Raw genomic sequence first — 23,110 nt, forward strand, 5'->3', positions numbered from 1 at the left:
TGGACTGGCAGTCATTGTAGAGACTATCGCGCCGCCGTGCTGTCCCTCACGCCCGCCCGGCACCACAGGAAGGGACGCGGCTCGGCGCCAACCGCCGCGCGGTGCGTGCTGCAACTGGCGGTGTCCATGTGCAGGCCATAAATTTGCAGGCGTTGCGCCGCCCGCTCGATGGTGGCGCGGTCCACTGCGGCCAGATCGATGCGGTGTTGCGGCAGCAGGTCAAAGGTGCAGCCGCCGGCCGGCAGGCGGCGCAATTCCACTTGCAGGCGCACATGGCGCATCAGGCTTTCCAGCTTGCCGCAGCCGGCTGCGTCATCGGTCAATCCAAGCCAGCGTGCCGCCGCCAGCTTGCGCAGGCGGGTGCCGTCGCGATCGTTACGGGCGGCGCTCAACAGCACATAATGCGGTCCCTTGCGCTCGGCAATGGCGGCCTGCTGGCGCGCGCGCCAAGCCGGCGATTCCGGCAGGCCGGTGCCCAGCGCCACCACGCGCACGGCCGGCGGCAGGAAGGTCGCCATCCATCCGGAAGGCGGGTCCGGCTGGGCAAAGAAGACGATGCTGTCGGCCGGACTGGCGATGGCCGGCACCTCGGCGCTGAACGCCTGGTCAGCCCATTCCGCATGGCCCCAGTTAGCAATCGGAAACACATTCACCGCCAGCAGCGCCAGCACCGCGCCGCCCAGGCGTTGCGCCTGCGGCGCGATATATTGCCACGCCAGCCAGATCGCCAGCGGCGCCAGCAGTTCCAGCGGCACCAGATAGCGGTAAATGCTGAACATGCGCATCCACACCAGGTAAGCGATGGCCACAAACGCCAGCAGCAGCACGCTGCGCGGGGCCAGCTTGCGCTCGCGGCGCTGGCGCAGCCACACCAGCAGCAAGGCCGCCAGCGCCAGATACAGCACTGGCCACACGGCGAGCTTGAGCGGAATCTCCGACACCCGTCGCGTATTGAAGGTGAAGATGAAAGGCCACAGCAGGTTTTCCAGCCAACCCTGCGGGCGGAAGAACACATCGATCACGCCGTGCTCTTGCGCCAGCGGACTGTGGAAGAGGTTGTTAAATTGCGGGAACAGCGGATTGCCGAAGGTCTGCCACATTTTGAGGAACCACCAGCCGCCGGCCACAGCGATGCCGCCCAGCACGCCAACGCCGAACACCACGGCCAGCCGCAGGCGTTGCCACCATGCCAGCGGCACCCACAACAAAGCAACGCACAGCGCCACCGCATACGTGGCGTTGGTCAATTTGAGGCCGGCACTCACGCCCATCGCCAGGCCAGCGCCCAGCAGGGCGGCGGCCGCGCGCCAGCCCCACTGCGGCAGCGCATCCCAGTGACGCAGCACCAGATACAGCGAGAGCAGTACCGGCAGCGCGCTCAGGTTGTCGCCCATGCTGTTGCCGAGTTCGCTCAGGAAGCCGGGCGCAAACAGGCCGGCGCCAGCCAGCAGCAACACCAGCCGGCGCGGCGCGGAGGCGCCCAGCAGCTGGCGCGTGATCCCGCACAACAATACAAAGCTCAGTCCATGCAAGGCACCCAGCACGAAGCCCGCCGCGCGCGGCGGCAGCCACTGGTTCAAGTAGTAATAAGGCAGGTCCAGCGTGGGATTGAAATAGCTCTGGAAACCGGCCGGCGCCAGGTCGAAGCCGATACGGCCATTCAACAGCGCGTGGACGTTGTACAGGTGATAGTTGCGCATGTCCCAACCATCGTCCTGCCCGCTGCTCAGCGAAAGCAAGCCCAGCATTAAAGGCACCAGCAGCACGGCCCACCGGCCGGCGCGCGGATGGTTGAGGAAGGCAGTGCGGCGCGTCCACCACGCGGCCAGCGCCGCCAGCCGGGTATCTAACAATTTAATCATCCGTGTTCAGGCCGGGGACAAACAAAGGCGCTATTATAGTTCCAACCAACAAGCCAATTATTAGAAAAGTAATGCGGTGGGGGAGACATGACGGAACTGCACGCCTCGCTCGGGAGCGGGGGCAAGTTGTCGCTGAACTGGACTTACCTGAACGCGATTGCCAACGGCATTTCGGCCATCGACCTGGGCGCGCTGGCCCTGCGCAATTTGCACGATGCGCGCCAGTTCGTGCGCGAATATGGCTTTGACCTGGACCAGCCGGCCGCCGCCGCGCTGATCCGCCGCGCCCACCAGGAAGCGGTGGCCTTCATCCGCTGTTCTTTCCTGGAGCCGGCGCAAGCCGGGCTGATCCCGCCGGAAGTGGCCGAGCCGGAAGATCCCCTGCTATTGCTGGTGTATGCCTCGCTGCGCGGACAACTGGTGGACACGCGGCGCATGTGGTCGTGCGCGGTGCTGAAGGTCATGCATGGGATCTTCTACATCGACAACAACCTCAAGCTGCGCCACTTCCACGCCATCCGCGCCCAGGTGTTCGGCACGCTGGACGAGGTGATCCGCCGCGACGGCGACCGCCATTTCCTGACCGACGGCGAGGTCTGCCTGCCGCTGCTGCACTACGACCGCAAGGACAACAAGGGCCGCAACAGCATCCTGCTCAAGCTGCTGCAAAAAGCGGCCTATCTGGCGGCCGATATTTTCGATCATCTCGGCGTGCGGCTGGTGTTTGCCACCCGCTGCGAGTGCCTGCTGGCGCTGCGCACGCTGCAGCGCGCGCATCTGCTGTCGGTCACCAATGTGGACGCCGAGCGCACCCGCAACACCCTGCTCGACCTCGATGCCGCCAGGCAGGTCTTTGGCAAGTACCGGGCGCAGCTGGAGCACAGCACGGCGTATCCGCTTGACCTGCTGCGGCAGATGGATGCCGAGCTGGCCGAAATCGCCCAGCCGCAAACCCGCTGCGACAATCCGCACAGCGGCGTGGGCTTCAACAGCATCCAGGTGACGGTGCGCAAGATGATCCACGTGCAACAACTGGACGCGGCGCCGGAGCAGGATTACGACGTCGGCTTCTTTTTCGAATATGAAATCCAGCTGATGGATGAAGCCAGCTACCAGCGCAGCCTGAGCGGCCCGGCCAGCCACGAGGCCTACAAGAAACGCCAGGTCGACACCGCCCGCACGCGCGTGTTCGGCCGCGAGCTGATACGCTGGATCGACAGCCGGCCCGATACCTGAAGCGTGCGCCGCCGGCCGGCGCGCTGGCTTACCATCGTCTGTCATGCGCATACGGACTCTCCTGATGGCAGCCTTACTGGCGGCGGCAAGCCACGCCGCGGCGCAAACTGCGCCCAGCGTGACCGTGCAGTCCACCCGCGATCCGGTCGACAAGTCCTACCGCAAGATGATCGCCGGCATGGACATCTTCGAGCGTCACCGGGCGCTGGCGCCGCAAGCCACGCTGCGCTTCCAGTTGCTGCCGCGCCTGCCGACCACGCAGCTGGACGGCATCACCCTGCGCGTGGCCGGCGACACCATCTCGCTGCCGGTGACGGTGGCGCCCGATCACACCTTCACGCTGGAACGCAACGCGCAAGCGCTGAAGGAAGACGCGGCCCTGATCGCCAGCCGCAAGACCAGCACCCTGACCTGGCGCGCGCAGGTGCGCAGCCCCAATGTGCCGGAAGGCATGCGCCGCCTGGGCGACCTGCGGCTGGAATGCCTGGTGGGCGTGGAAGCCGGGCTGCTGTCCAACAACAGCCAGTTCTTCGCCTGGCTGGACCAGCTGTTCACCAGCGCCGAAAGCATCTGCAACGCGCCCGATGGCAACTACCTGTTCTTTGCCGATCGCCCGGTGGCCGGCATCACGCTGTTTGACGGCAACCTGAGCGCCAACCTGCCGCCCACCGCACTGCACGCTGGCGGCACGCAAACCGCGGCCACCCTGCCCTACTGCGATTGCCAGGTCCTGCTGGACCGTGCTTACTACGCGCCAATCTGGGACCAGCGCTGGTCGGACGAAACCCTGCTAAGCTTCAAGGACCAACCGTCACCACTGTAAAGGCATGCCATGAAACACCTCGCCCCTACCCTGCGCCTGGCTGCGGCCAGCCTGCTGGTGCTTACCGCCTGTGCCGGCGCCCAGGCGCCGCAGGCCGCCACGCCCGCGCTGTGGCAAAAGATTCAGTCCGCCAACAATGACCTGGCGTGCGACAACAGCAGCCAGTGCCACAGCATCGGCATCGGCTCCAAGGCTTGCGGCGGGCCGGAAAACTACCTCGCATGGTCGAGCAAGAACAGCGACGGTGCCCAGCTGAAAGCGCTGGTGGAACAGCACGCGGCCGCGCGCCGCGCTGACGACAAGCGGCAAGGCATGATGTCGACCTGCTCGGTGGTCAGCGATCCCGGCGCCACCTGCCGCGCCGGCACCTGCGTGCTCAATGAGCGCGCGTTCGCCAGTCCCGGTCAACCAAGCGCCAAATAAAAAAACCCGCGTCATCCTGCACGCGGGTTTTGGTGGCTGGCGATCGCGATCAGAACGCCAGCGCTTCCTTCACGCGCGAGTTCTGGAACAGCGGCAGTGGATCGGTGGTATCCACTTCCACCACGGTGGTGCCCTGCTTGACGCCGCTCAGCAGGAAGTTCACCGCCCCCAGGTAGCGCTTGCCGGTTGGCAGGCCGGACCAGCTGACGCCCACGCTGGCGGTGCCGCCGATGGTGGCCGAGCTTGGCGCATTGACCTTGAAGTTGCCGCCGGTCGAAGTCGATTGCACCAGCCAGCTCGACAAGGCGTAGGTGGCCGAGCCGCCCTTCGGCGCATAGCCGACCACGCACACCTTGTACTCGCCCGCAGCCGGGTTCAGCAGTTGCACCGATTCATTCGCGGTGTCGCCGCCGCTGCTGCCGACCACGGTCGACCCCTTGGCCACCACCATGTCGAGGTCGCTCAGGCCCGGCGTTGCGCCTTGCACTTCATCATCAAACAGCGAGAAGCGCGCGGCGATGGTGCCAGCTGGAATCGTGACCGTGTGCACGTTCACGCCGGTGCCGGCAGTACCGGCACACTGTGCGCTGCCGGTCGACGGGCTGGACGCCTGCACCACGGTGCGGGTTTCCACTGCCGCCGGCACCAGGCCGCCTTTCACCGTACCCAGCGCGCCGGCAAAGCCGGTGCCGACGGTGATGATCTTGCTGCCGCTGGTGGCTTCGCTGTAGACGCGGGCCGGCGCCGCCAGCGCGCTGCCGCGCACGGTCAGCGGGCTGCGCACCACGTGGGTGCCGTCGGTCCAGGTCAGCTTGCCGTAGGTCCAGGTGTCAATCGGCGCGTCCACACGGGTTACCTTGACCGTGAAGCTGGCTTTCTCGCCCGGCGCCAGCACCAGTTGCGACGGCGTCACCACCACCGAGTAACCCGGCACCGAGGCAGCCGCGTTGTAGGTGGCCGCAGTGGCGCCGACGTTGGTGACGGTGCGGGTCAGGGTCATCGAACCAAGCACGTTGCCGGCAGTCAGCGACGCCAGGTTCAGGTTTTGCGGCGCCAGCGAGCCGCCAAACGCCGAGCACTGCGCTGTCGTGTAGATCAGGCCCTGGCCGCACAGGAAGCGTGCGTAGTCGACCGGCTGGATGTCATACACCAGGCCCGGATCGGCCGCCGAGGTTGGCGACACGTGGCCGGCGCCCTGGCCCCATGGCAGGTTGCCGGTGTTCTTGGCGGTGGCGTCCCATGCCAGACCGGAGGTCAGGCCGTCGGTATAGGTGTCGAAGGCGGTGGTCATCAGCGCCGACTTGATGGCGGCCGGGGTCCAGTCCGGATGGCGTTGTTTCAGCAGCGCGGCAATGCCGGCCACATGCGGCGAGGCCATCGAGGTGCCGGTCTTGAAGCCCCACTCCGCCACCGGCGATGCGCCGCTGGCGGCAATCGCGTTGCGCTGGTCCTTGGTCAGGTCGGCGGTCACGGCGGCCAGGATGTCGGTGCCCGGCGCGGTCAGATCCGGTTTCAGGATGTTGGCGTTGGCCACGTTCGGGCCGCGCGACGAGGAACCGTTCATGATCGGCGCCTTGACGGTGGGGTCGAAGGTGGCGCGTACATTGCCGAGCGCGCTGTTGGCCGAGGCTGGCGCCGCAGCGACGTAATCCTTGACCTTCTTGCCTTCTTCCTTGGTGATGTGGACAGTCGACAGCACGTGGCCCTGGTTGATGATGGTGGCGTTGCCGCCTTCCACGTTGGTGATGATCACGCCCACCGCGCCGGCCGTCTTGGCGTTGGCGCTCTTGTTGACCAGCACGTTGTCGCCGCGGTCGCACACCAGCACCTTACCCTTGACCTTGTTTTCATCGAGGTAGGTGACCGCGCCGTCGGTCGGGCCGAAGCAGCGCGCCAGCTTGACCGGATCGACATCCGGCAGGCCGGCGTCCTTGGCCAGGATCAGCGGTGCGGCCGGGGTGTTGGCATTGCTGGAAGCACCGCTCACGGTGACGCCATTGCCAAGGATGGCATCGCCCAGGTAAATGCGGTCATGGGTCGAGTTGCCAACCGTGGTCAGCCATGGGCTGATGTGGGCCACCGGCGCCGGCGCAGTCGCGGTCGGGCCCTGGTTGCCGGCCGAGGCGGCCACGAACACACCCGCTGCCGCCGCGCCCAGGAAGGCTTGCTCGCCGGCTTCGTTGAAAGTGCCGCCGCCTGCCGATGGGCCGATCGAATAGTTGATGACGTTGACGCCATCCTTCACCGCCTGGTTGATGGCCGCCACGCTGCTGGAGGTGGAGCAGCCGTTCTTGCCGGTCACGCCGTCGGTCCAGCACACCTTGTAGGCGGCAATGCGGGCGCGCGGCGCGATGCCGGAAATCTTGCCCATGTTGACGCCGTTGATGGTGACCGCCACGCCGTTGTTGCCGCCGGCGGTGCTGGAGGTGTGGCTGCCGTGGCCGCCCTGGCCTTCGGTGCCGGCCACCGAGTCACGCGCCGAGTTGAACTCGGTCCAGTGCAGGGTCTGCGACGCTGGCTTGTAGTAGCGCGCGCCGATCAGTTTGTTGTTGCAGTTGGCCGCGCTAAAGCCTTCGCCGGCGTCGCAGCTGCCTTTCCAGCTGGCTGGCGGCGCGTCGTACACCACGGTCGAGCCGCTGTGGCTCGGGTTGCCGTTCTCGTCCACGCGGTCGGCGTAGCTGTTGTTCTCCGGCCAGATGCCGCCGTCGACGATGCCGATGATGATGTCCTCGCCGGACGAGCCCTTGCCGCCCAACTGGTCCCACAGGCCGCCCGGCTTGTCCAGGCCGAGGAAGCTCGGCGTGTAGCTGGTGTCCAGCTGCAGGATGTTGTCGGCGGAGACAGCCGCCACGCCGCTGTGTTTTTTCAGCGCGCGCACCTCATCATCGGTCAGCAGTGCCGAAAAGCCGTTGAACACCACGTCGAACTTGTTGGTGATCTCGGCGTTGGCGACGGTGCTGATGACGTCGTTCTGCTTGGTTTCAAGGTAATTGATGTAAGCCTGCACGTCGGCGGCTTCCACGTTCAGGCGCTGGCCTTGCGGCGGCATGGTGGCGGCCAGGCCGGCCACTTGGCCGGTATAGGTGGCAACCGGCTTGTCGACCAGTTGCACGATGTAGGAACGGCGCTCGGCTTCCGCGTGCGCGCCGGCGGCCATGGCCGACAGCACCAGCAGGACAGCGGTGGAGACAGGACGAAGTTTCAGTTTCATGTGGGTGTCTCCTTGCTTAAACGTTGCCGTGCTGCTTGGCGCGACGGCGCGCCATCAGGCTGATCGCGGCCAGGCCCAGGCCCAGCATGGCGTAGGTTTGCGGTTCCGGCACCGGCGCCAGGGTCAGGTTGTCAAACGCGAACTGGGCCTGGTTGTTGGACGGGTTGACGCAGTTGCCGCCATCGAAGATGCACGAGCTGATGGTGACGTTGCTGAACAGCGTGCTGCCAAATGCCGATTGCAGGTTGGCGCTCACGAACGGCGAATAACCGCCCACCAGTTCCGGGAAGTCGAAGGAATGGCTCACGGTGCTGCCGCCGGTGGTGATGCCGGTCACGGTCAGCTGGCCGTAGGAATAGCCGGGCAGATTGTCGACCGGCGCCAGGAAGGCGTATTCCAGGCTGCCGAGGCTGAAGGCCAGGTTGTCGCCGCGCGAGATTTTCAGGCTGCCGTCGTTGACGCCCAGGTAGTAGTTGCTGGGGTTGCCGGTCGGGCAGCCGGCAATCGCGCACAGGAAAGGATCATTGCCGTTGCCGATGGCGCCGGCGAAACCGGTGCCGCTCGGGCCGGCGGCCGGGGTATCGATCACCTCGAAGTGGTAGCCGCCAGCGTCGAAGGTGTCGAGACCGTTGAAGGTGTTGGAATCGAGGCTATCGAAATCGATGGTGTCGGCCATGGCAGGCGCGGTGCCGACCAGCGCCAATGCGCCAATCGCTGCCGCAGCCATTTTTTTCAGCGCGGGCGTAGACCGGGCTGACTGGGCTTGCGTGAAGTATGTCATTTCTCTACCTTGTGGTTAAGGGATGGAGCCATGGCCCGCCCGGTCGATTGCCAGACTGGACCCTGATTACTTTTCTTAAAAAGTAACAATCAATATAGCCAAACCCATTCCGCAAAGTAACGAAATATTAACGTTTATTATTTATTTATGTTTATAAAAACCAAATAATATCTTGCTTCCACTATGGAAGGGATGTCATCACACGGTCATCAAAATCTGCTGAAATTGCCTGAATTCCGTTGTAATTGTACAAAAACTTCTACGCAAAAGCGTAAAAAAAGCCAGCCACAGGGGCTGGCTCTCCAGTGCGCGCCGAAGCGCCAATTAAAATATTGTCATAACTTTCTTTATGGCAACGCAGCGTTCATCCTCCTGTTTTGTTACCGAAAGGGAACGCTTGGTTCCATCCGACAAATCCGGGAATTTAACAATTGCCGTTTCCAGGCGCTGTACACTGGCCGGAGTGCAAGTGGCCGGGATCAACGCCGGGCCGTAAGCGCGCATGTACACCGGCCCGGCGGTCTTGTCCAGCTGCCCCAGGCTGTCCAGACGCTGCGCCGCGCTCAGTTCATTGAGCGCGCCCTGCTCGGCCGGATACAGCGAATTCATCGCCGTGCGCACGCGCGAGAATGGCAGCGTGGTCTGCAGGTCGGCAATGGTCGCCAGCCACTCGGCTTTGACCTTGGCGTCCGGGCGGCCGGCAGCGGCGGCAATGGCGGCCTGCTGGCCGCTGTCCGACTTGTCGCGCCCCTGCTCGGCTGCCAGCAATGCCGCACTGCCCGGATAGGCGTAGCGGTTCAGGCGGCCGATGATCTCCCAGCGCACATCCTGGCTGACGTTCAGGCCCGGCACCACCAGCTTGCCGTCGAGGATGTCCGCCAGTTGTTTGAGTGCAGCCGGGCTGCTGGCCAGGTTCAGGTAGGCGCCAAACCAGCGGCGCTGGAAGTTCTTGTCGGCGCTGGCGGCTTGAGTGGCGGCAAACGCCATCTGTTCCAGCTGCGCGCCCACCTTGGTGCGATAGGCAGAAGGCCCCATCGCATCAAGATAGCCTTGGGCGGCGCGCATCTTGTCGACGATGTCGCCCAGCAGCGTGTAATCCTTTTCGGCCGGCGCATTGGCCAGCACGGTGCCAAGGAAATCATTCAGCGGCAGCTTGGCCGCACGCACGCTGTCCCACAGGCTTTGCCACAACATCGAACGCAGCAGCGGATCCTCCACCTTGCTCAAACTGGCGCGCGCGGTGGCAAACGATTTTTTATCCAGCTGCACCTGCGCAAAGCCCCAGTCCTGGTAGTTCGGATAGACCAGGTCCGGGCAAGCCGCGCCTTGCAGTTCCGGCACCGCGGTGACCGCGCCCTGGTAGGTGACGGCGACGTTCTTGCTCAGCGCCAGGCCTTGCGCGCCCTGCTGGAACAAGGCGATCTGCACGCGCTGTTCGCGCAGCGTCGGCAGTGCCGGGCTGGCCGCGTTCTGGCGCAGCGTAAAGGAACTGAGCTTGCCGCCTTTGCAGCTGAAGTCGGCGGCGATGGTGTTCACGCCGGCTTCGTACAGCCATTGTTTAGTCCAGCCACTGAGGTCGCGCTGCGCCGCTTCGCCCAGGCTGCCGATGAAGTCATCCAGCGTGGCATTGCGGTACTGGTACTTGACCAGGTAATTGTGCACGCCCTGGCGGAACACTTCCTCGCCCAGCAAATGGCGCAGCTGCTTGAGCGTGGACGCGCCTTTCGAGTAGGTGATGGCATCGATGTTGTCGAACGCATTGGCGGTGGACGCCACCGGCGTTTCAATCGCGTGCGTGGTCACGCGCTGGTCCTGCACGTAGGCGGCCTGCTTGCCGCCCGAGTAGAAGCCCTGCCAGGCGTTGGTGAACTCGGTCGCCTCGGCGGTCGCCAGGGTGCCCATGAAGGAGGCGAAGCTCTCGTTCAGCCACAGGCCGTTCCACCACTTCATGGTGACCAGATCGCCGAACCACTGGTGCGCCATCTCATGCATGATGACGCCGGCCAGCGACTGCTTCTGCGCCGCGGTCATTTCTTCCTTGTGCAGGAAGCGGCCTTCGGCAAAGGTGATGGCGGCGGCGTTTTCCATGGCGCCGTACAGGAAGTCCGGCACCAGCAACTGGTCATACTTCTCAAACTGGTAAGGAATGCCGAAGTACTGGTCAAAGAAGCCCAGTCCCTGCCTGGTGTACCTGAACCAGTCCTGCGGCGACACTTGCGCCGCCACCGACTGGCGCGCGAACAGGCGCATCGGATATTTGCCGCTGTTGTCTTCCCATACCTTGTACGGGCCGGCGTGCAGGGAGAAGTTATACGGGCTCAGTTTCTTTGAGCGCGGGAAAGTCCAGCGTTTGCCGCCGTCGATGTCCTGCACGCTGGTTTCGCGGGTGGTGGACGACACCACCCAGTCGGCCGGCGTGCTGACGGTGATCTGGTAAGTGCCTTTCAGGTCCGGCTGGTCGAACACCGGGAACATCTGGTGCGCGGCCGCCGGCTCGAAATGCGAGTAGGTATACACGCGGCCATCGACCGGATCGACCATGCGGTGCAGGCCTTCGCCGTTGGTGCTGTGCAGGCGCGTGTAGGCGATGGTGACGGTGTTGCGGCCGGCCTTCAGGTCCTGCGCCGCCAGCGTGATGAACCACTGGTTGTATTGCGGCGTGACGGCCTTGCCGTTGACGACGAGGCTGGTGATGGTGGCCTTATCGAGATCGATGGTCAGCGCCTGCGACGCATCGGTCAAATCAAAGCTGACGGTGGTGGTGCCGCTGAAGGCTTCCTTGCCGGTCAGGGCGAAGTCCAGCGTGTAATCGACATTGCTGACGCGCGCTGCGCGGGCGGCGGCATCCTGTTGCGAGAGATAGGCGTTTTCGGCGCGCGGAGCGGGCGTGGAGGCGGCATGCACAGCGCCTGCGGACAGCGCTACCGCTGCCGCGATCAGATACTTTTTCATGGGTTCCTCAAAAGGCAAGCGTCATTCCCGCGCAGGCGGGAATGACGTGGTGGCGGCTTACTTCCGGGTGTAGGTATTCAGCCAGTCGAGCACCGTGTGATGCCACAGCACCGAGTTGGCCGGCTTCAGCACCCAGTGGTTCTCATCCGGGAAGAACAGGAATTTGCTCGGGATGCCCTGGCGCTGCAACGCGGTAAAGGTGCCCAGGCCCTGCGCGGTTGGAATGCGGAAGTCCAGGTCGCCCTGCACCACCAGCATAGGCGTCTTCCAGTTCTTTACCTTCAGCGCCGGGTTGAACTTCTCGTGCTGTTCCGGCACGTCGTAGTACGGACCGCCGTTTTCCCATTCGGTGAACCAGATCTCTTCGGTGGAGTAAGCCATGCCGCGCGTATCGAACACGCCGTCGTGGTTGACGATGCACTTGAAGCCATCCGACCAGTTACCGGCGATCCAGTTCATCATGAAGCCGCCGTACGAGGCGCCCAGCGCGCAGCTGTTCTCGCGGTCCAGCCATGGGAATTTCTGCACTGCGGCCGCCAGGCCTTTTTGCAGATCTTCCAGCGGCTTGCCGCCCCAGTCGCCGCTGATCGAGTCGGTGAATTTCTGGCCGTAGCCGGTCGAGCCGTGGAAATCGATGAACACGGTGGCGTAGCCGGCGCCGGCATACACCTGCGGATTCCAGCGATAGCTCCACGAGTTGCCGAAGCTGCCCTGCGGGCCGCCGTGCACCAGGAAGGCCACCGGATACTTCTGGCCCGGCTGCGCGTTCCATGGCTTCATCACGTGACCATAAACCGTGTCGCCATTGGCGCCGACGAAGGAGAACTGCTCATATTCGCCAAACTTGACGTCGGCCAGCGCGGCTTCGTTCAGGCGGGTCAGCTGCTCGGCCTTGTCGGCGCTGCCGCCCAGCTTGAACTTGTACAGCTGGGCGCCGGAAGCCAGATTGGCGTGCGCGATCACCACCGTGTCCCTGGCCACGTCAAAGCCGCTGACGTAACCCTTGCCGGTCAGCGCAGTTATCTTGCCGCTGGCGGCGTCAATCGAGAACAGGCGGTGCTGGCCGATGTCATCGGCCACCGCCAGCAGCGCCTTGCTGTCCGGCGTCCAGCGGAAGTCGGCAATCGAACGGTCCCAGCTTTCTGCCACGGTGCGTTTCTTGCCGGTGGCGACATCGATCAGCACCAGGTGGAAGCGGTCCGCCTCGAAAGTGGGCTTGTCCATTGCCACGTAGGCCAGGGTCTTGCCGTCCGGCGAATAGATCGCTTTGGTATCCCAGGCCTGGTTGTCGGCGGTCAGGTTGTTCGGCTCGCCGCCGATGGCCGGCACGGTGTAGACGTCGAAGTTGGTCGACCAGGCTTCGGTGCGGCCGGCAATACGGGCCGAGAAGGCCACGGTCTTGCCATCCGGGCTGAAGTGGTATTCATCGTGGTCGCCAAACGGCTTGGACGGCACGTCGCCATCCAGCTTGCCGCTCAGGCTGACCGGCTCGGCGCTGACCTTGCCGCTGGCGTCGATTGGCGCCGAGTACAGCACATTGTTGCGGCCATCGGCCCAGGTATCCCAGTGGCGCACGAACAGCTTGTCGTACACCTTGCCGCTGGCCTTGACCTTGGCCTGCTCGTCGAGACGCTTCTTGCTGCAGGCCAGATCGGCGCAGTCGCGGTACACCGCCATGCTGAACAGCAGGCGGTCGCCCTGCGGCGACAGGCGGAAGTTGTCCACGTCCAGCGGCAGGTCGGTGACCTTGGCCGCCTCGCCGCCGCTCAGCGGCAGGCGCCACACTTGCGACGAGCCCGAGCGGCCGGACAGGAAGTAAATCGCGTCACCGCTGGGCGACCATTCCGGATCGGTGGCGCTGGCGGCGGCCTGAGTCAGGCGCACCGGCGCGGCTTGCGGATGGCGCAGATCCAGCAGCCACAGCTGCGTGTTGCCGCGGTTCTTGTCCATGTCGGTGCTACGGACGGTGTACACCACGCGGGTGGCGTCGGGCGACAGCACGGGGCTGCCGACGCGCTCCATTTTGACCAGGTCTTCTACGGTGAAGCCGCGTGGCGCGGCCACAGCGCTGGACGCCATCGCGGCGCCCAGCAGCAGCAGTGGAATTCTCATTCGGGGGTTCTCCGATGTTATTAGAAAAATACCGGCTTGTGGCCGGGCATCGGGCATGATACCAAGAGTGGCGGGCCAGGCGTCAGCTTGTTACTTTATGCTACTTTCCAGCGCGCACCTGGCGCACCGCGTCCCAGTAGCCATCGACCTGCGCCCGATGCTGCTGGTAGAACTGCTTGTTGACGATCAAATACATGGGCGTGACGATCAGCGGCGTCGGCAGCATCTCGATCTCGCCCTTGTACTTGCGGGCGATGATCTGCTCGCCCTCGCCCTGCTGGGTGACCACGGCCGCCACGCGGTTTTGCGCCAGCATGGCAAACGCCTGCTCCGGGCTGCCGGCACTGTCGTCAATCACCACGTTGAGCTGGCGCAGCAGCGCCACATGCAGCAAGCCCGGCTGCGTACCCACCGGCTGACGGCCGAGATTGAGAAACTGCCTGCCATCCCAGTCCACCGTGCCGCCGCGCCGGCGCGATACCGAGAAACTGATTTCGCCCACCGCGCGGCTGACATCGGGTTGCGACTCCCTCATCGGAAACGCGGCGTAGGATGTGCGGTCCTCAATGAAGGCGGCCAGCATGGCGTCCACCTGGCCGGTGCGCAGCTGCTCCATGCACTGGAAACGCGGCGCCACCACCGGCTGGATCTGCACCGGCTGCAGGCGCGAGGCGCGGCGCAGCACATCCTGCGCCTGGCCGGAACCGTCGGGATAGGTCATGGGCGGGAAAGGATGGTCGAACACGCACATCTTCACTTCCAGCGGCGCGGCCTGCGCCAGCATCGGCAAACCCAGCAGCAGCGACAAGACAATCCCGCGCACAGCAGTCTCCTTTCCAAGTTGATAATGAATATCTTATCGCTTCATTTCAAAAAGTTCTTGACTTATTTAAGACGACCGGTCATATTTAACACATGGCTAAAGCAAATGTTAAAGAGCAAATCGTCACCACCAGCTTGAACCTGCTGCACAGCAAGGGGTTCAATGCCACCAGCGTGCAGGACATTACCGACGCTGCCGGAGTGCCGAAGGGCTCGTTCTACAACCACTTCTCCAGCAAGGAAGCGCTGGGGCTGGAAGTATTGCAGCGTTACACCGACGGCGTGGCCGACATGGCGGCCGTGCTGAAAGAGCGCAGCCTGGCACCACGGGCGCGCGTCCAGCAGTATTTTGAACGCATGATCGCCGGCAACGCCGCCAACGACTTCAACTTTGGCTGCATGCTGGGCAACTTCAGCACCGAGCTGTCCAACCAGATCCCGGCCATGCGCAGCGCCATGCGCGAGGCGTTCAGCCTTTCGACCGGCGCGCTGGCGGCCGTGATCGCCGAAGGCCAGCAGGACGGCAGCATCCGGGCCGACGCCCCCGCCGAGGAGCTGGCGGGATTTGTCACCGACGCCTGGCAAGGCGCCGTGCTGCGCGCCAAGGCCGAACAAAGCCGGGCGCCGCTGGAACGCTTTGTGCGCGTGGTACTGGGCCGTATCTTGCCCTGAATTTTTTTCGGCCGTTTTTAAGACGACCGGTCATATTGTAGTTTTTATTTAACTTGAAAGGAAACATCATGAACTTCAAAGATGCCGTCGTCCTGGTCACCGGCGCCAACCGTGGTTTGGGCAAAGCCCTGGCCGAAGCCGCCGTCAAAGCCGGCGCGCGCAAGGTGTACGCGGCTGCCCGCACCCCTGCCAGCGTCGACATCGCCGGCGTCACCCCGATCAAGCTGGACGTGACCGACGCGGCCGACATTGCCGCCGCCGTGCAGGCGATTCCGGATCTGCACATCCTGATCAACAACGCCGGCATCCACGTGGTGGGCGGGGTCACCGGGCCGGACGCCCTGAGCGCCGCCCGTGCCGAGTTCGAAACCAACTTCTTTGCGCCGCTGGCGCTGAGCCATGCGTTTGCGCCGGTACTGGGCCGCAACGGCGGCGGCGCCATCATCAACATCCTGTCGGCGCTGAGCTGGGCCAGCTTCCCGACCACCGGCACCTACAGCGCCTCCAAGGCGGCGGCCTGGGGCCTGACCAACGGCCTGCGCAACGAATTACGCCCACAAAACACCCAAGTGCTGGCGGCGCACATGGGCTATATGGACACCGACATGACGGCTGGCATCGACGCGCCGAAATCGTCGCCGGCCACGATTGCGGCCGCCATCGTCAGCGCCCTGGAAGCCGACCAGGATGAAGTGCTGACCGACGAGCCATCGCGCCAGGTCAAAGCCGGCCTCGGCGCGCCACGCGGCTTCTACCTGGGCGAAGCCCGCGCCTGAAATTCGGGGTCAGCTCTGACATTCGGACATTGGGGAACTAAAAATTGCGTAAAAAGTTCCGCAAGTGTCCGATTGTCAGAGCTGACCCCGACTGTTGGGGCTGATAGAAAAATTTTTTGGCAGCTGCAATAAATCGCGTATTTTCAATCGCGGAAAAGGGGCATAATCGTTTACTCAGCCAGGTGAAAGCGCGCAGGTTGTCTGCCGGCTTGACGTGTGCGCAATTCGTTTTCCCCGCCGGTAATGCTTCGCTTTGTATTGCCTCACAATCAGTTGTGAACAATTGTAAATCGGCGTTGTATGAGCCTGTCCAGCGCGCTAAGGTAGCAGCTTCACCTCGGCGCGTTTTGGCTCCTCTGCGACGACCACCGCGCAGCCGAAGTCACATGGAATACGGGAAACGCCACTATGCTTACTGCCACCTATGTCTTGTTGACACTATCTATCGAGCAAAAGAAAGAACGCCACTTCATTTCGCGTCTGCTGCAATACGTGCAGTCGATTGCGCGCCGTCCGCAGGAAATCGATCCTGTGTTCATTGAATCCCAACTTAAACAATTGACCAGCTTTGCCGAAGCACGCCATCAGCGCAAGGTCGAGGCCTGCCTGATGCCGGCCATCCGCGCCGCCGAACCCAATTGCACGCCGCTGCTGAACGATCTGGAATGCCTGAGCAAGCGTGGCAGCGCCATGCTCAACGCGGTCTACCGCTGCCTGCGCCGCGCCATGCGCCGCAGCGCGTCGCAAGGCAAGTTCCTGTGCAAGACGGTCGATCTGTATTGCCAGAATCTGCTCAAGCGTCTCGACAAGGAAGAACAGGAACTGCTGCCGCTGGCGCAGAAGGTGATTTCCAGCGATGAGTGGTTTGAAATCGGCAGCAAGTTCCTGGCGCAGGATGACGACGATGCGGCATCGCGGCCGGAACTGCGTCCGCATCGCGGCTACAGCGCCGGCTACGGCGCCGCCTCCGCTTAACGCAGCGCCGCGCTGTTTTTCGCCAGCTGCACGTAGAAGCGCACCGCTTCAAGGTAGTTGTCGATGCCGATGCGCTCATTGGTGCCGTGGAAGCGCGGCAGGTCGTCCTTGCCCGCGCGCACCGGCGAGAAACGGTACACATGGTCGCTCACCGCCTGATAGTGGCGCGCGTCGGTGGCGCCAATCACGATGCCGGGCGCCACCACCGCGTCGCTGAACACTTCGCGGATGGTGCGGTTGATCAGCGCATACGGCGCCGAGTCCACCGGCGACACCGGCGACGGCTCCGACCATCCCGCATCCAGCCCGGCGTGCACCGCCTCATTGTTGACGGTCTGCCTGACGTGCGCCATCACATCCGCCACCGTGTCGCCGGGACGCACACGGAAGTTCACCACGGCGTCGGCGCGGCCCGGCAGCACGTTGTCCTTGTTGCCGGCATGGATAACCGTCAGCGCGGTGGTGGTGCGCAGGATGGCGTTGGTGCCGGCCGCCTGCTCCAGCTGCTGCCGCACCAGCGGCGCAAACAACCACAGATTGGACAGCACCACGCGGTTGACGCCGGCCATCTCCGGCGCGATGGTGTCGAACATCTGGCGCGCCACGCCGGTGAATTCGGCCGGCATCTGCTTGCGCTCCAGCGCCGCCAGCGCCGCGCTCATGGTGCCGATGGCGGTTTGCTGCGGCGGCATCGAGGAGTGGCCCGGCGCCGTGGCCACTGACAGGTTAACGCTGGCATAGCCTTTCTCCGCCACGCCGATCAGCGCCACCGGTTTGGCAATGCCGCTCATGATGCCCTGCGTGACCAGCATGCCTTCGTCCAGCACGTAATCCAGTTTTATGTTGCGTGACTTGAGCAGCTTCGCGATCTCCACCGCGCCGCGCCGGCCGCCTACTTCCTCATCGGCGCCGTAGCCGAGGTAGAGGGTGGCGCGCGGCTGGTAGCCGGCAGCCAGCAGCGTTTCCACCGCCTCCATCTGCGCCACCAGGCTGCCCTTGTCATCCCACGATCCGCGTCCCCAGATGAAGCCATCTCTCACCACGCCGTCAAACGGCGGCTGCTGCCAGCTGGCTTCCGTGCCCGGCGCCACCGGCACCACGTCCTGGTGCGCCAGCCACAGTACCGGCCTGGCTTGCGGATCGCTGCCCTGCCAGGTGTACAGCATGCTGTGGCCGATCATTTCGCGCTTGAGGGTGGCGTGCAGGCGCGGGAAGGTTTGTCCAAGGTAGGCTTGCAAGCGCTTGAATTCCTCGGCGTTGGTGTCGGCCGATGCCGCATCGGAGATGGTGCGGAACTTCAGCGCGCCGGCCAGCCGCGCAGCTACCGCGTCGGGTTCCAGCGCCAGCGGCGCCACCGGCTGCACCAGCAGCTGGCGCGATGGCAGCCGCCAGGTATGCCACGCCAGCGCCGCGGCGATGACAACAATCGCCAGCAATACCATCCACACAATCCGCTTCAGCATCGTCATTTATCCGTTAAAAAATGCACCATTCTGGGCACTGTTGTTTTGAATTCAGCCGCACGATTCTAAAGCTTGCACATGCCATATCGTGCAGCTAATATCGCCAATATGCAGACCAATCCCGCCACCGACCTTGCACCGCTGGACGTGCAACTGCTATGGCTACCGGAAGCCATGCCGGGTAATCTTTTTGCCGCTGTCGATGTGCTGAACACTGCGGCCGGCATACTGCAATTGCGCAAACCCCAGCGCACGCCGCCGCTCAGCTGGCGCATCCTGACGCCGCCCGGGGTGGAAGCCCCGCTCAGTGCCAGCGCCATGGCGCTGCATCAGCGGCTGCCGGCACAGGCACTGCCGCCCGAACGCACGCTGATCGTGATACCCGGCCTGGCCGCGCGCAACGCGCCACACATGGGCGAGATCGCGGAGCGCCATCCCGACGTGCTGGCCGTGCTGCACGATCACGCGCTGCACGGCGGCCTGATTGCGGCCTGCTATACCGGCATGGTGTTCCCGGCGCGACTGGGTTTGCTGAACGGCGTGCAGTGCGCACCGCCGTGGGCCTATCAATCGTGGATGCTGCAAAACTACCCGGAAGGCGACTTCTCCACCGATCAGCCGATGTCGTTCCACGAGCGCCTGTACACCTGCGTGGCGCCGGCGCTGCAAACGGAATTCATCGCCACCCTGCTGGGCCGCCTGCTCGACCCCGACCTGATGGCAGCGTGCCAGCAGGTGCTGCAGTACCAGCAGCGCCGCCAGCGCATCACCTCTGAACTGAGCGGCGAATGGCTCACGCCCACCGCCGACAGCCCGGTCTACCGCGCCACCCAATGGCTGCAGGCGAATCTTGAACAGCCCTACAACCTGCAGGCGCTGGCCGAAGCTGCCGCCACCAGCGAGCGCACCTTGCTGCGCCACTTCCGCCAGGCGGTCGGCATGACGCCGCTGGAGTATCTGCACAAGCTGCGTGTCGAACGCGCCAAAGTCATGATGGAAGTCTCGCTGCATAACTTCCATACGATCGCCGCCGCTTGCGGTTACGCGGACGCAGGCTCTTTCCGCCGCCTGTTCCAGCAAGCCACCGGCATGAACCCCAGCGTCTACCGCGAGCGCTTCACCTTGCGCGCGCGCCGGCCGCACTGGAAGGTGGAACAAAAAGCGCAAAGGGCACTCGCATCATGAACCACGGCGCCAGGATACTGCATCTACGTGGCGCCGCCGGCATGGACGCCATTTACCGCAAAATCAGCTGGCGGCTGCTGCCGCTGTTGATGCTGTGTTATGTGGTGGCTTATCTGGACCGCGTGAACGTCGGCTACGCCAAGCTGCAGATGGGCGCCAGCCTCGATTTCAGCGAACAGGTATATGCCTTCGGCGCGGCCGCCTTCTTTGTCGGCTACTGCCTGTGCGCGCTGCCGGCCAATCTGCTGCTGGAGAAGATCGGCGCGCGCAAGACGCTGCTGCGCCTGATGTTGTGCTGGGGCGCGATTGCCGCCGCCGGCGCGCTGGTGCGCGAACCGGTGGAGTTCTACGTGCTGCGCTTCCTGCTTGGCGTGCTGGAAGCGGGCTTCTTCCCCGGCGTGATTCTCTACCTGACCTATTGGTATCCAGCCGCGCGGCGCGCGCGCGTGTTTGCCATCTTTGCTTCCGCCACGCTGCTGGCCGGGGTGGCGGCAGGGCCGCTGTGCGCCTACACACTCCGGCATTTGCGCGACTACGGCATGCTCGATGGCTGGCAGTGGATGCTGGTCACGCAAGGCTTGCCGGCCGTGCTGCTGGGCGTGATCGCCTGGCTTTACCTCGACGACAAACCGGATGATGCGCGCTGGTTGTCTTCCTTTGAACAGCAGATGGTGGAGCAGGATCTGGAACGCGACGAGACCGCGCTGCACGGCCCGGCCGCACACGACGCCGATGAAACGCAGGACGAAACGCCGGCGCTGGCCACCATCTGGTCGCTGCTGCGCGAGCCGTCTATCAGCCTGCTGGCCTTGTCCAATCTGCTGCTGATCGGCGCCAGCTACGCGCTGGTGTTCTGGTCGCCGGCACTGATGCAGCGCTGGGGCGCCGGCAATCAAACCGAATTGGGTCTGCTGACCGCCCTGCCGAATCTGGTGGGCGCGGTGGGCATGGTGTTGATCGGCTACGACTCCGACCGCCGGCGCGAACGGCGCGGCCACTTCATCGCCTGCATGGTGCTGGCGGCCGGCGGCCTGGGGCTGGCCATCGCCGCCGACAACGGCCTGGCATGGTCGCTGGCCGGACTGGCGCTGGCCACGCTGGGGGTGGCGGCCGGCGCGCCGCTGCTGATCGCCATCCTCACCAGCATGCTGGACCGACGCCGCGTCGCTGCCGGCATCGCGCTGGTGGCCAGCCTTGGGCTGGTAGGCGGGGCGGTCGGCCCCACGTTCAGTGAGCAGATGCTGCACTGGGGCGGCAGCGCCGGCATGCTGGCCGCGCTGATCGTGCTGTACATCGCGGCGGGCGCCATCCTGCTGTGGGCCTTGCGGCTGGCGCCACGTCGCGGCGGCCCCGATGCCGGCCATGGCCAAACCGACAAGATGGCCCGCAGCTAAGGGTTGGGCTAGAATCTGGGACGCGCCGCGATCCGGCGCGCCCGATTACCAACCTACAAGCGAAACTACCGATGCGTTTTGTACTGCCTCTCCTAGCGGCTGCCATCGCGGCCGGCGTCCAAGCGGCGCCTACTCCCATCACTCTTGACCAGGCCATGGCCAATCCCGACTGGATCGGCAATCCCGTCGAATCGGCGTGGTGGGGCTGGGACAGCCGCCAGATCTACTTCAAGCAAAAACGCAGCGGCTCCGCCGTCCGCGATACGTATCAGGTGAACGGCACGACCGTGAAACTGGTTGAAGAAAAACAGCTGGCCAATCTGGACAGCGAACAGGTGATCTACAACCGCGAACGCACGCGCACAGTCTTGCTGCGCAATGGCGATCTGTTTGAGCGCGACCTGAAAACCGGCGCGCTGACGCAGATCGTGCGCGGCACCACGGCCGCCGCCGATCCGCAATACGCCGCCGACGGCAACCACGTGCAGTTCCGCGTGGGCAGCGACTGGTTCAGCTGGAGCCGCAGCGAGCGCCTGGTTTCGCCAGTGGTCCTGCTGCGCACGGCCAAAGATCCCGATGCCACGCCGGACGCCGACTTCCGCCGCGACATGCAGCTGCGCCTGATGTCCACGCTGGCGCGCCTCAGGCAAGAGAAGGATGAAACGCGCGATCAGCGCAACGCCGACCGCGCCGCCGACGCCACCCGCGCGCCGCTGCCGGTTTACCTGGGCGAGAAGGTCAGCATCGAAACCAGTTCGTTGTCGCCGGATGGCCGCTATCTGCTGGTGGTCACCGCCGCCAAGGATGGCGACAAGCGCCGCGTCGGCAAGATGCCGCGCTACGTCACCGAATCCGGTTACGAGGAAACCGACGATGAGCGCAAGCGCGTGAGCGAAGCCGGCCCGCTGCAGCATCAACTGAAACTGGTGGAAGTGGCGACCCGCAAAGTGACCGAACTGTCTTTCGACGATCTGCCGGGCATCAAGGTCGATCCGCTGGCCGAGATGCGCGCCGCGCAAAAGCTCGATCCGCTGAAAGGCAATCGCGGCCTGCGTTTCGAAAGCCGTGAAGAATCGATCCGCTGGAGCGCCAACGGTGCGCGCGTGGCGGTGATGGCGCAAGCCATCGACAACAAGGACCGCTGGATCGCCGGCGTCGACCTGGCCGCCGGCAAACTGAAACCGCTGCACCGCCTGAGCGACGCCGCCTGGGTCAACAACCGCGGCAACGACTTTGGCTGGCAGCCGGACAACAGCACGCTGTGGTACGAGTCGGAGGAAAGCGGCTACTCGCACCTGTACCTGCAAGCGGCCGACGGCAAGACGCGCGCCCTCACCTCGGGCAAATGGGAAGAGTCCAACGTCACCTGGTCGAGCGACGGCCAGACCGCCTGGTTCATGTGCAACCCCAAGCTGCCTGGCACGTATGAAGTCTGCTCCACCAGCACCAAGGACGGCACACTGAAGGAACTGACCTCGCTGGGCGGCGTTGAAAGCTTCACGTTGTCGCCGGACGGCCGCAAGCTGCTGGTGCGCTACTCCACCGCTTACATGCCGACCCAGATCGGCACCGTCAGCAGCAGCGGCGGCGCCGTCACCCAGCTGACCGACACCCGCACTGCCGAATTCAAGGCGCGCGAGTGGGTACAGCCTGAAATCGTAGCCGTGCCATCGACCCACGGCGCCGATCCGGTATGGGCCAAGCTGTATCGCCCGGCCACGCTGGAAGCCGGCAAAAAATATCCGGTGGTGATGTTCGTGCACGGCGCCGGCTATCTGCAGAACGTGACCAGGCGCTATCCGGTCTACTTCCGCGAACAGATGTTCCACAACCTGCTGGTGCAGCAGGGTTACATCGTGCTGGACATGGACTACCGCGCTTCGCTGGGCTATGGCCGCAACTGGCGCACCGCCATTTATCGCCAGATGGGCCACCCGGAGCTGGAAGACTACCTCGATGGCCTGAACTGGATGGTGTCCAACCAGCAGGGCGACGCCAAAAACGTCGGCATCTACGGCGGCAGCTACGGCGGCTTCATGACCTTCATGGCGCTGCTGCGCGCACCGGAACAGTTCAAGGCCGGAGCCGCCCTGCGCCCGGTCACCGACTGGACCACCTACAACCACGAGTACACCGCCAACATCCTGAACACGCCTGAACTGGACCCGCAGGCATACAAGGTGTCGTCGCCGATAGAATATGCGGACAAGCTGCAAGGCCACCTGCTGATCGCCCACGGCATGATCGACGATAACGTGTTCTATCAGGATTCCGTGCGCATGGCCCAGCGCTTCATCGAACTGAAAAAGGATAACTGGGAACTGGCATCGTATCCGCTGGAGCGCCACGGCTTCGTGCATCCGGAAGCGTGGTACGACGAATACCGCCGCATCTACCAGCTGTTTGAACGCACCCTGAAATAA

16 protein-coding genes are annotated in these 23,110 nt (G+C 64.3%); 9 read left to right on the top strand and 7 right to left on the bottom strand.

The features are described 5' to 3' along the window. Nucleotides 1-23: 23 nt before the first annotated feature. Nucleotides 24-1,862, bottom strand: a complete 1,839-nt coding sequence (locus ABDW57_RS19095) for a hypothetical protein (RefSeq protein WP_343731758.1) — start codon at nucleotides 1,860-1,862, stop codon at nucleotides 24-26. An 87-nt stretch (nucleotides 1,863-1,949) separates the two neighbouring features. Between ABDW57_RS19095 and ABDW57_RS19100 the strand changes: the two genes are divergently transcribed. From ABDW57_RS19100 to ABDW57_RS19110, 3 genes are all read left to right on the top strand, one after another. Next, a complete protein-coding gene (locus ABDW57_RS19100) occupies nucleotides 1,950-3,098 on the top strand; it encodes a TIGR04552 family protein (protein ID WP_343731759.1) in 1,149 nt (382 codons plus the stop codon). 64 nt (nucleotides 3,099-3,162) lie between these two features. After that, entirely contained in the window at nucleotides 3,163-3,921 is a 759-nt protein-coding gene (locus ABDW57_RS19105) for a hypothetical protein (RefSeq protein ID WP_343731760.1), read from the top strand. 9 nt (nucleotides 3,922-3,930) lie between these two features. Next, complete coding sequence (locus tag ABDW57_RS19110; protein WP_343731761.1) at nucleotides 3,931-4,344, top strand: hypothetical protein; 414 nt, start codon at nucleotides 3,931-3,933, stop codon at nucleotides 4,342-4,344. A 49-nt stretch (nucleotides 4,345-4,393) separates the two neighbouring features. Here ABDW57_RS19110 and ABDW57_RS19115 read toward each other — a convergent pair whose 3' ends face one another. The 5 genes from ABDW57_RS19115 to ABDW57_RS19135 form a co-directional block, all read right to left on the bottom strand. Continuing rightward, nucleotides 4,394-7,555 carry a S8 family serine peptidase gene (locus ABDW57_RS19115; RefSeq protein ID WP_343731762.1) on the bottom strand — a complete coding sequence of 1,054 codons (3,162 nt, stop codon included), beginning with the start codon at nucleotides 7,553-7,555 and terminating at the stop codon, nucleotides 4,394-4,396. Nucleotides 7,556-7,571: 16 nt separating this feature from the next. Continuing rightward, the gene (locus ABDW57_RS19120; protein ID WP_343731763.1) at nucleotides 7,572-8,336 is read right to left on the bottom strand and encodes an NF038120 family PEP-CTERM protein; all 765 of its coding nucleotides are present in this window, start codon (nucleotides 8,334-8,336) and stop codon (nucleotides 7,572-7,574) included. 324 nt (nucleotides 8,337-8,660) lie between these two features. Continuing rightward, nucleotides 8,661-11,288: an aminopeptidase N gene (gene pepN, locus ABDW57_RS19125; RefSeq protein WP_343731764.1), complete on the bottom strand. Its 2,628-nt coding sequence runs from the start codon at nucleotides 11,286-11,288 to the stop codon at nucleotides 8,661-8,663. A gap of 57 nt (nucleotides 11,289-11,345) precedes the next feature. Continuing rightward, nucleotides 11,346-13,400: a S9 family peptidase gene (locus ABDW57_RS19130; RefSeq protein ID WP_343731765.1), complete on the bottom strand. Its 2,055-nt coding sequence runs from the start codon at nucleotides 13,398-13,400 to the stop codon at nucleotides 11,346-11,348. A gap of 100 nt (nucleotides 13,401-13,500) precedes the next feature. After that, entirely contained in the window at nucleotides 13,501-14,223 is a 723-nt protein-coding gene (locus ABDW57_RS19135) for a transporter substrate-binding domain-containing protein (RefSeq protein WP_343731766.1), read from the bottom strand. Nucleotides 14,224-14,315: 92 nt separating this feature from the next. Between ABDW57_RS19135 and ABDW57_RS19140 the strand changes: the two genes are divergently transcribed. The 3 genes from ABDW57_RS19140 to ABDW57_RS19150 all read left to right on the top strand — a co-directional run bounded on the left by ABDW57_RS19140 (nucleotide 14,316) and on the right by ABDW57_RS19150 (nucleotide 16,645). After that, nucleotides 14,316-14,894, top strand: a complete 579-nt coding sequence (locus ABDW57_RS19140; RefSeq protein WP_343731767.1) for a TetR family transcriptional regulator C-terminal domain-containing protein — start codon at nucleotides 14,316-14,318, stop codon at nucleotides 14,892-14,894. A 68-nt stretch (nucleotides 14,895-14,962) separates the two neighbouring features. Further along, nucleotides 14,963-15,670: an SDR family oxidoreductase gene (locus ABDW57_RS19145; RefSeq protein ID WP_343731768.1), complete on the top strand. Its 708-nt coding sequence runs from the start codon at nucleotides 14,963-14,965 to the stop codon at nucleotides 15,668-15,670. A gap of 408 nt (nucleotides 15,671-16,078) precedes the next feature. Beyond that, entirely contained in the window at nucleotides 16,079-16,645 is a 567-nt protein-coding gene (locus ABDW57_RS19150) for a hypothetical protein (protein ID WP_343731769.1), read from the top strand. Here ABDW57_RS19150 and ABDW57_RS19155 read toward each other — a convergent pair. Next, nucleotides 16,642-18,108 carry a M20 family peptidase gene (locus tag ABDW57_RS19155; protein ID WP_343731770.1) on the bottom strand — a complete coding sequence of 489 codons (1,467 nt, stop codon included), beginning with the start codon at nucleotides 18,106-18,108 and terminating at the stop codon, nucleotides 16,642-16,644. The genes ABDW57_RS19150 and ABDW57_RS19155 overlap by 4 nt on opposite strands. Before the next feature lie 78 nt (nucleotides 18,109-18,186). Here ABDW57_RS19155 and ABDW57_RS19160 point away from each other — a divergent pair, with 78 nt between their 5' ends. The 3 genes from ABDW57_RS19160 to ABDW57_RS19170 all read left to right on the top strand — a co-directional run bounded on the left by ABDW57_RS19160 (nucleotide 18,187) and on the right by ABDW57_RS19170 (nucleotide 23,110). Then, nucleotides 18,187-19,293, top strand: a complete 1,107-nt coding sequence (locus ABDW57_RS19160; protein WP_343731771.1) for a helix-turn-helix domain-containing protein — start codon at nucleotides 18,187-18,189, stop codon at nucleotides 19,291-19,293. Then, nucleotides 19,290-20,687, top strand: coding sequence for an MFS transporter (locus tag ABDW57_RS19165; RefSeq protein WP_343731772.1), 1,398 nt, complete (start codon nucleotides 19,290-19,292; stop codon nucleotides 20,685-20,687). Before ABDW57_RS19160 ends, ABDW57_RS19165 begins: the two co-directional genes overlap by 4 nt. 71 nt (nucleotides 20,688-20,758) lie before the next feature. Then, nucleotides 20,759-23,110, top strand: coding sequence for a S9 family peptidase (locus tag ABDW57_RS19170; RefSeq protein ID WP_343731773.1), 2,352 nt, complete (start codon nucleotides 20,759-20,761; stop codon nucleotides 23,108-23,110).

Origin of the sequence: Duganella sp. (assembly GCF_039595735.1) — a bacterium.
Taxonomy (GTDB): domain Bacteria; phylum Pseudomonadota; class Gammaproteobacteria; order Burkholderiales; family Burkholderiaceae_D; genus Rugamonas.

What these genes read in the sequence shown, in the direction of transcription:
- ABDW57_RS19105 (WP_343731760.1), top strand. Translation starts at nt 3,163, where the DNA reads ATGGCAGCCTTACTGGCGGCGGCAAGCCACGCCGCGGCGCAAACTGCG.
- pepN (WP_343731764.1), bottom strand. Translation starts at nt 11,288, where the DNA reads ATGAAAAAGTATCTGATCGCGGCAGCGGTAGCGCTGTCCGCAGGCGCT.
- ABDW57_RS19140 (WP_343731767.1), top strand. Translation starts at nt 14,316, where the DNA reads ATGGCTAAAGCAAATGTTAAAGAGCAAATCGTCACCACCAGCTTGAAC.
- ABDW57_RS19160 (WP_343731771.1), top strand. Translation starts at nt 18,187, where the DNA reads ATGCCATATCGTGCAGCTAATATCGCCAATATGCAGACCAATCCCGCC.
- ABDW57_RS19120 (WP_343731763.1), bottom strand. Translation starts at nt 8,336, where the DNA reads ATGACATACTTCACGCAAGCCCAGTCAGCCCGGTCTACGCCCGCGCTG.
- ABDW57_RS19110 (WP_343731761.1), top strand. Translation starts at nt 3,931, where the DNA reads ATGAAACACCTCGCCCCTACCCTGCGCCTGGCTGCGGCCAGCCTGCTG.
- ABDW57_RS19095 (WP_343731758.1), bottom strand. Translation starts at nt 1,862, where the DNA reads ATGATTAAATTGTTAGATACCCGGCTGGCGGCGCTGGCCGCGTGGTGG.
- ABDW57_RS19170 (WP_343731773.1), top strand. Translation starts at nt 20,759, where the DNA reads ATGCGTTTTGTACTGCCTCTCCTAGCGGCTGCCATCGCGGCCGGCGTC.
- ABDW57_RS19165 (WP_343731772.1), top strand. Translation starts at nt 19,290, where the DNA reads ATGAACCACGGCGCCAGGATACTGCATCTACGTGGCGCCGCCGGCATG.
- ABDW57_RS19145 (WP_343731768.1), top strand. Translation starts at nt 14,963, where the DNA reads ATGAACTTCAAAGATGCCGTCGTCCTGGTCACCGGCGCCAACCGTGGT.
- ABDW57_RS19115 (WP_343731762.1), bottom strand. Translation starts at nt 7,555, where the DNA reads ATGAAACTGAAACTTCGTCCTGTCTCCACCGCTGTCCTGCTGGTGCTG.
- ABDW57_RS19155 (WP_343731770.1), bottom strand. Translation starts at nt 18,108, where the DNA reads ATGCTGAAGCGGATTGTGTGGATGGTATTGCTGGCGATTGTTGTCATC.
- ABDW57_RS19100 (WP_343731759.1), top strand. Translation starts at nt 1,950, where the DNA reads ATGACGGAACTGCACGCCTCGCTCGGGAGCGGGGGCAAGTTGTCGCTG.
- ABDW57_RS19130 (WP_343731765.1), bottom strand. Translation starts at nt 13,400, where the DNA reads ATGAGAATTCCACTGCTGCTGCTGGGCGCCGCGATGGCGTCCAGCGCT.
- ABDW57_RS19150 (WP_343731769.1), top strand. Translation starts at nt 16,079, where the DNA reads ATGCTTACTGCCACCTATGTCTTGTTGACACTATCTATCGAGCAAAAG.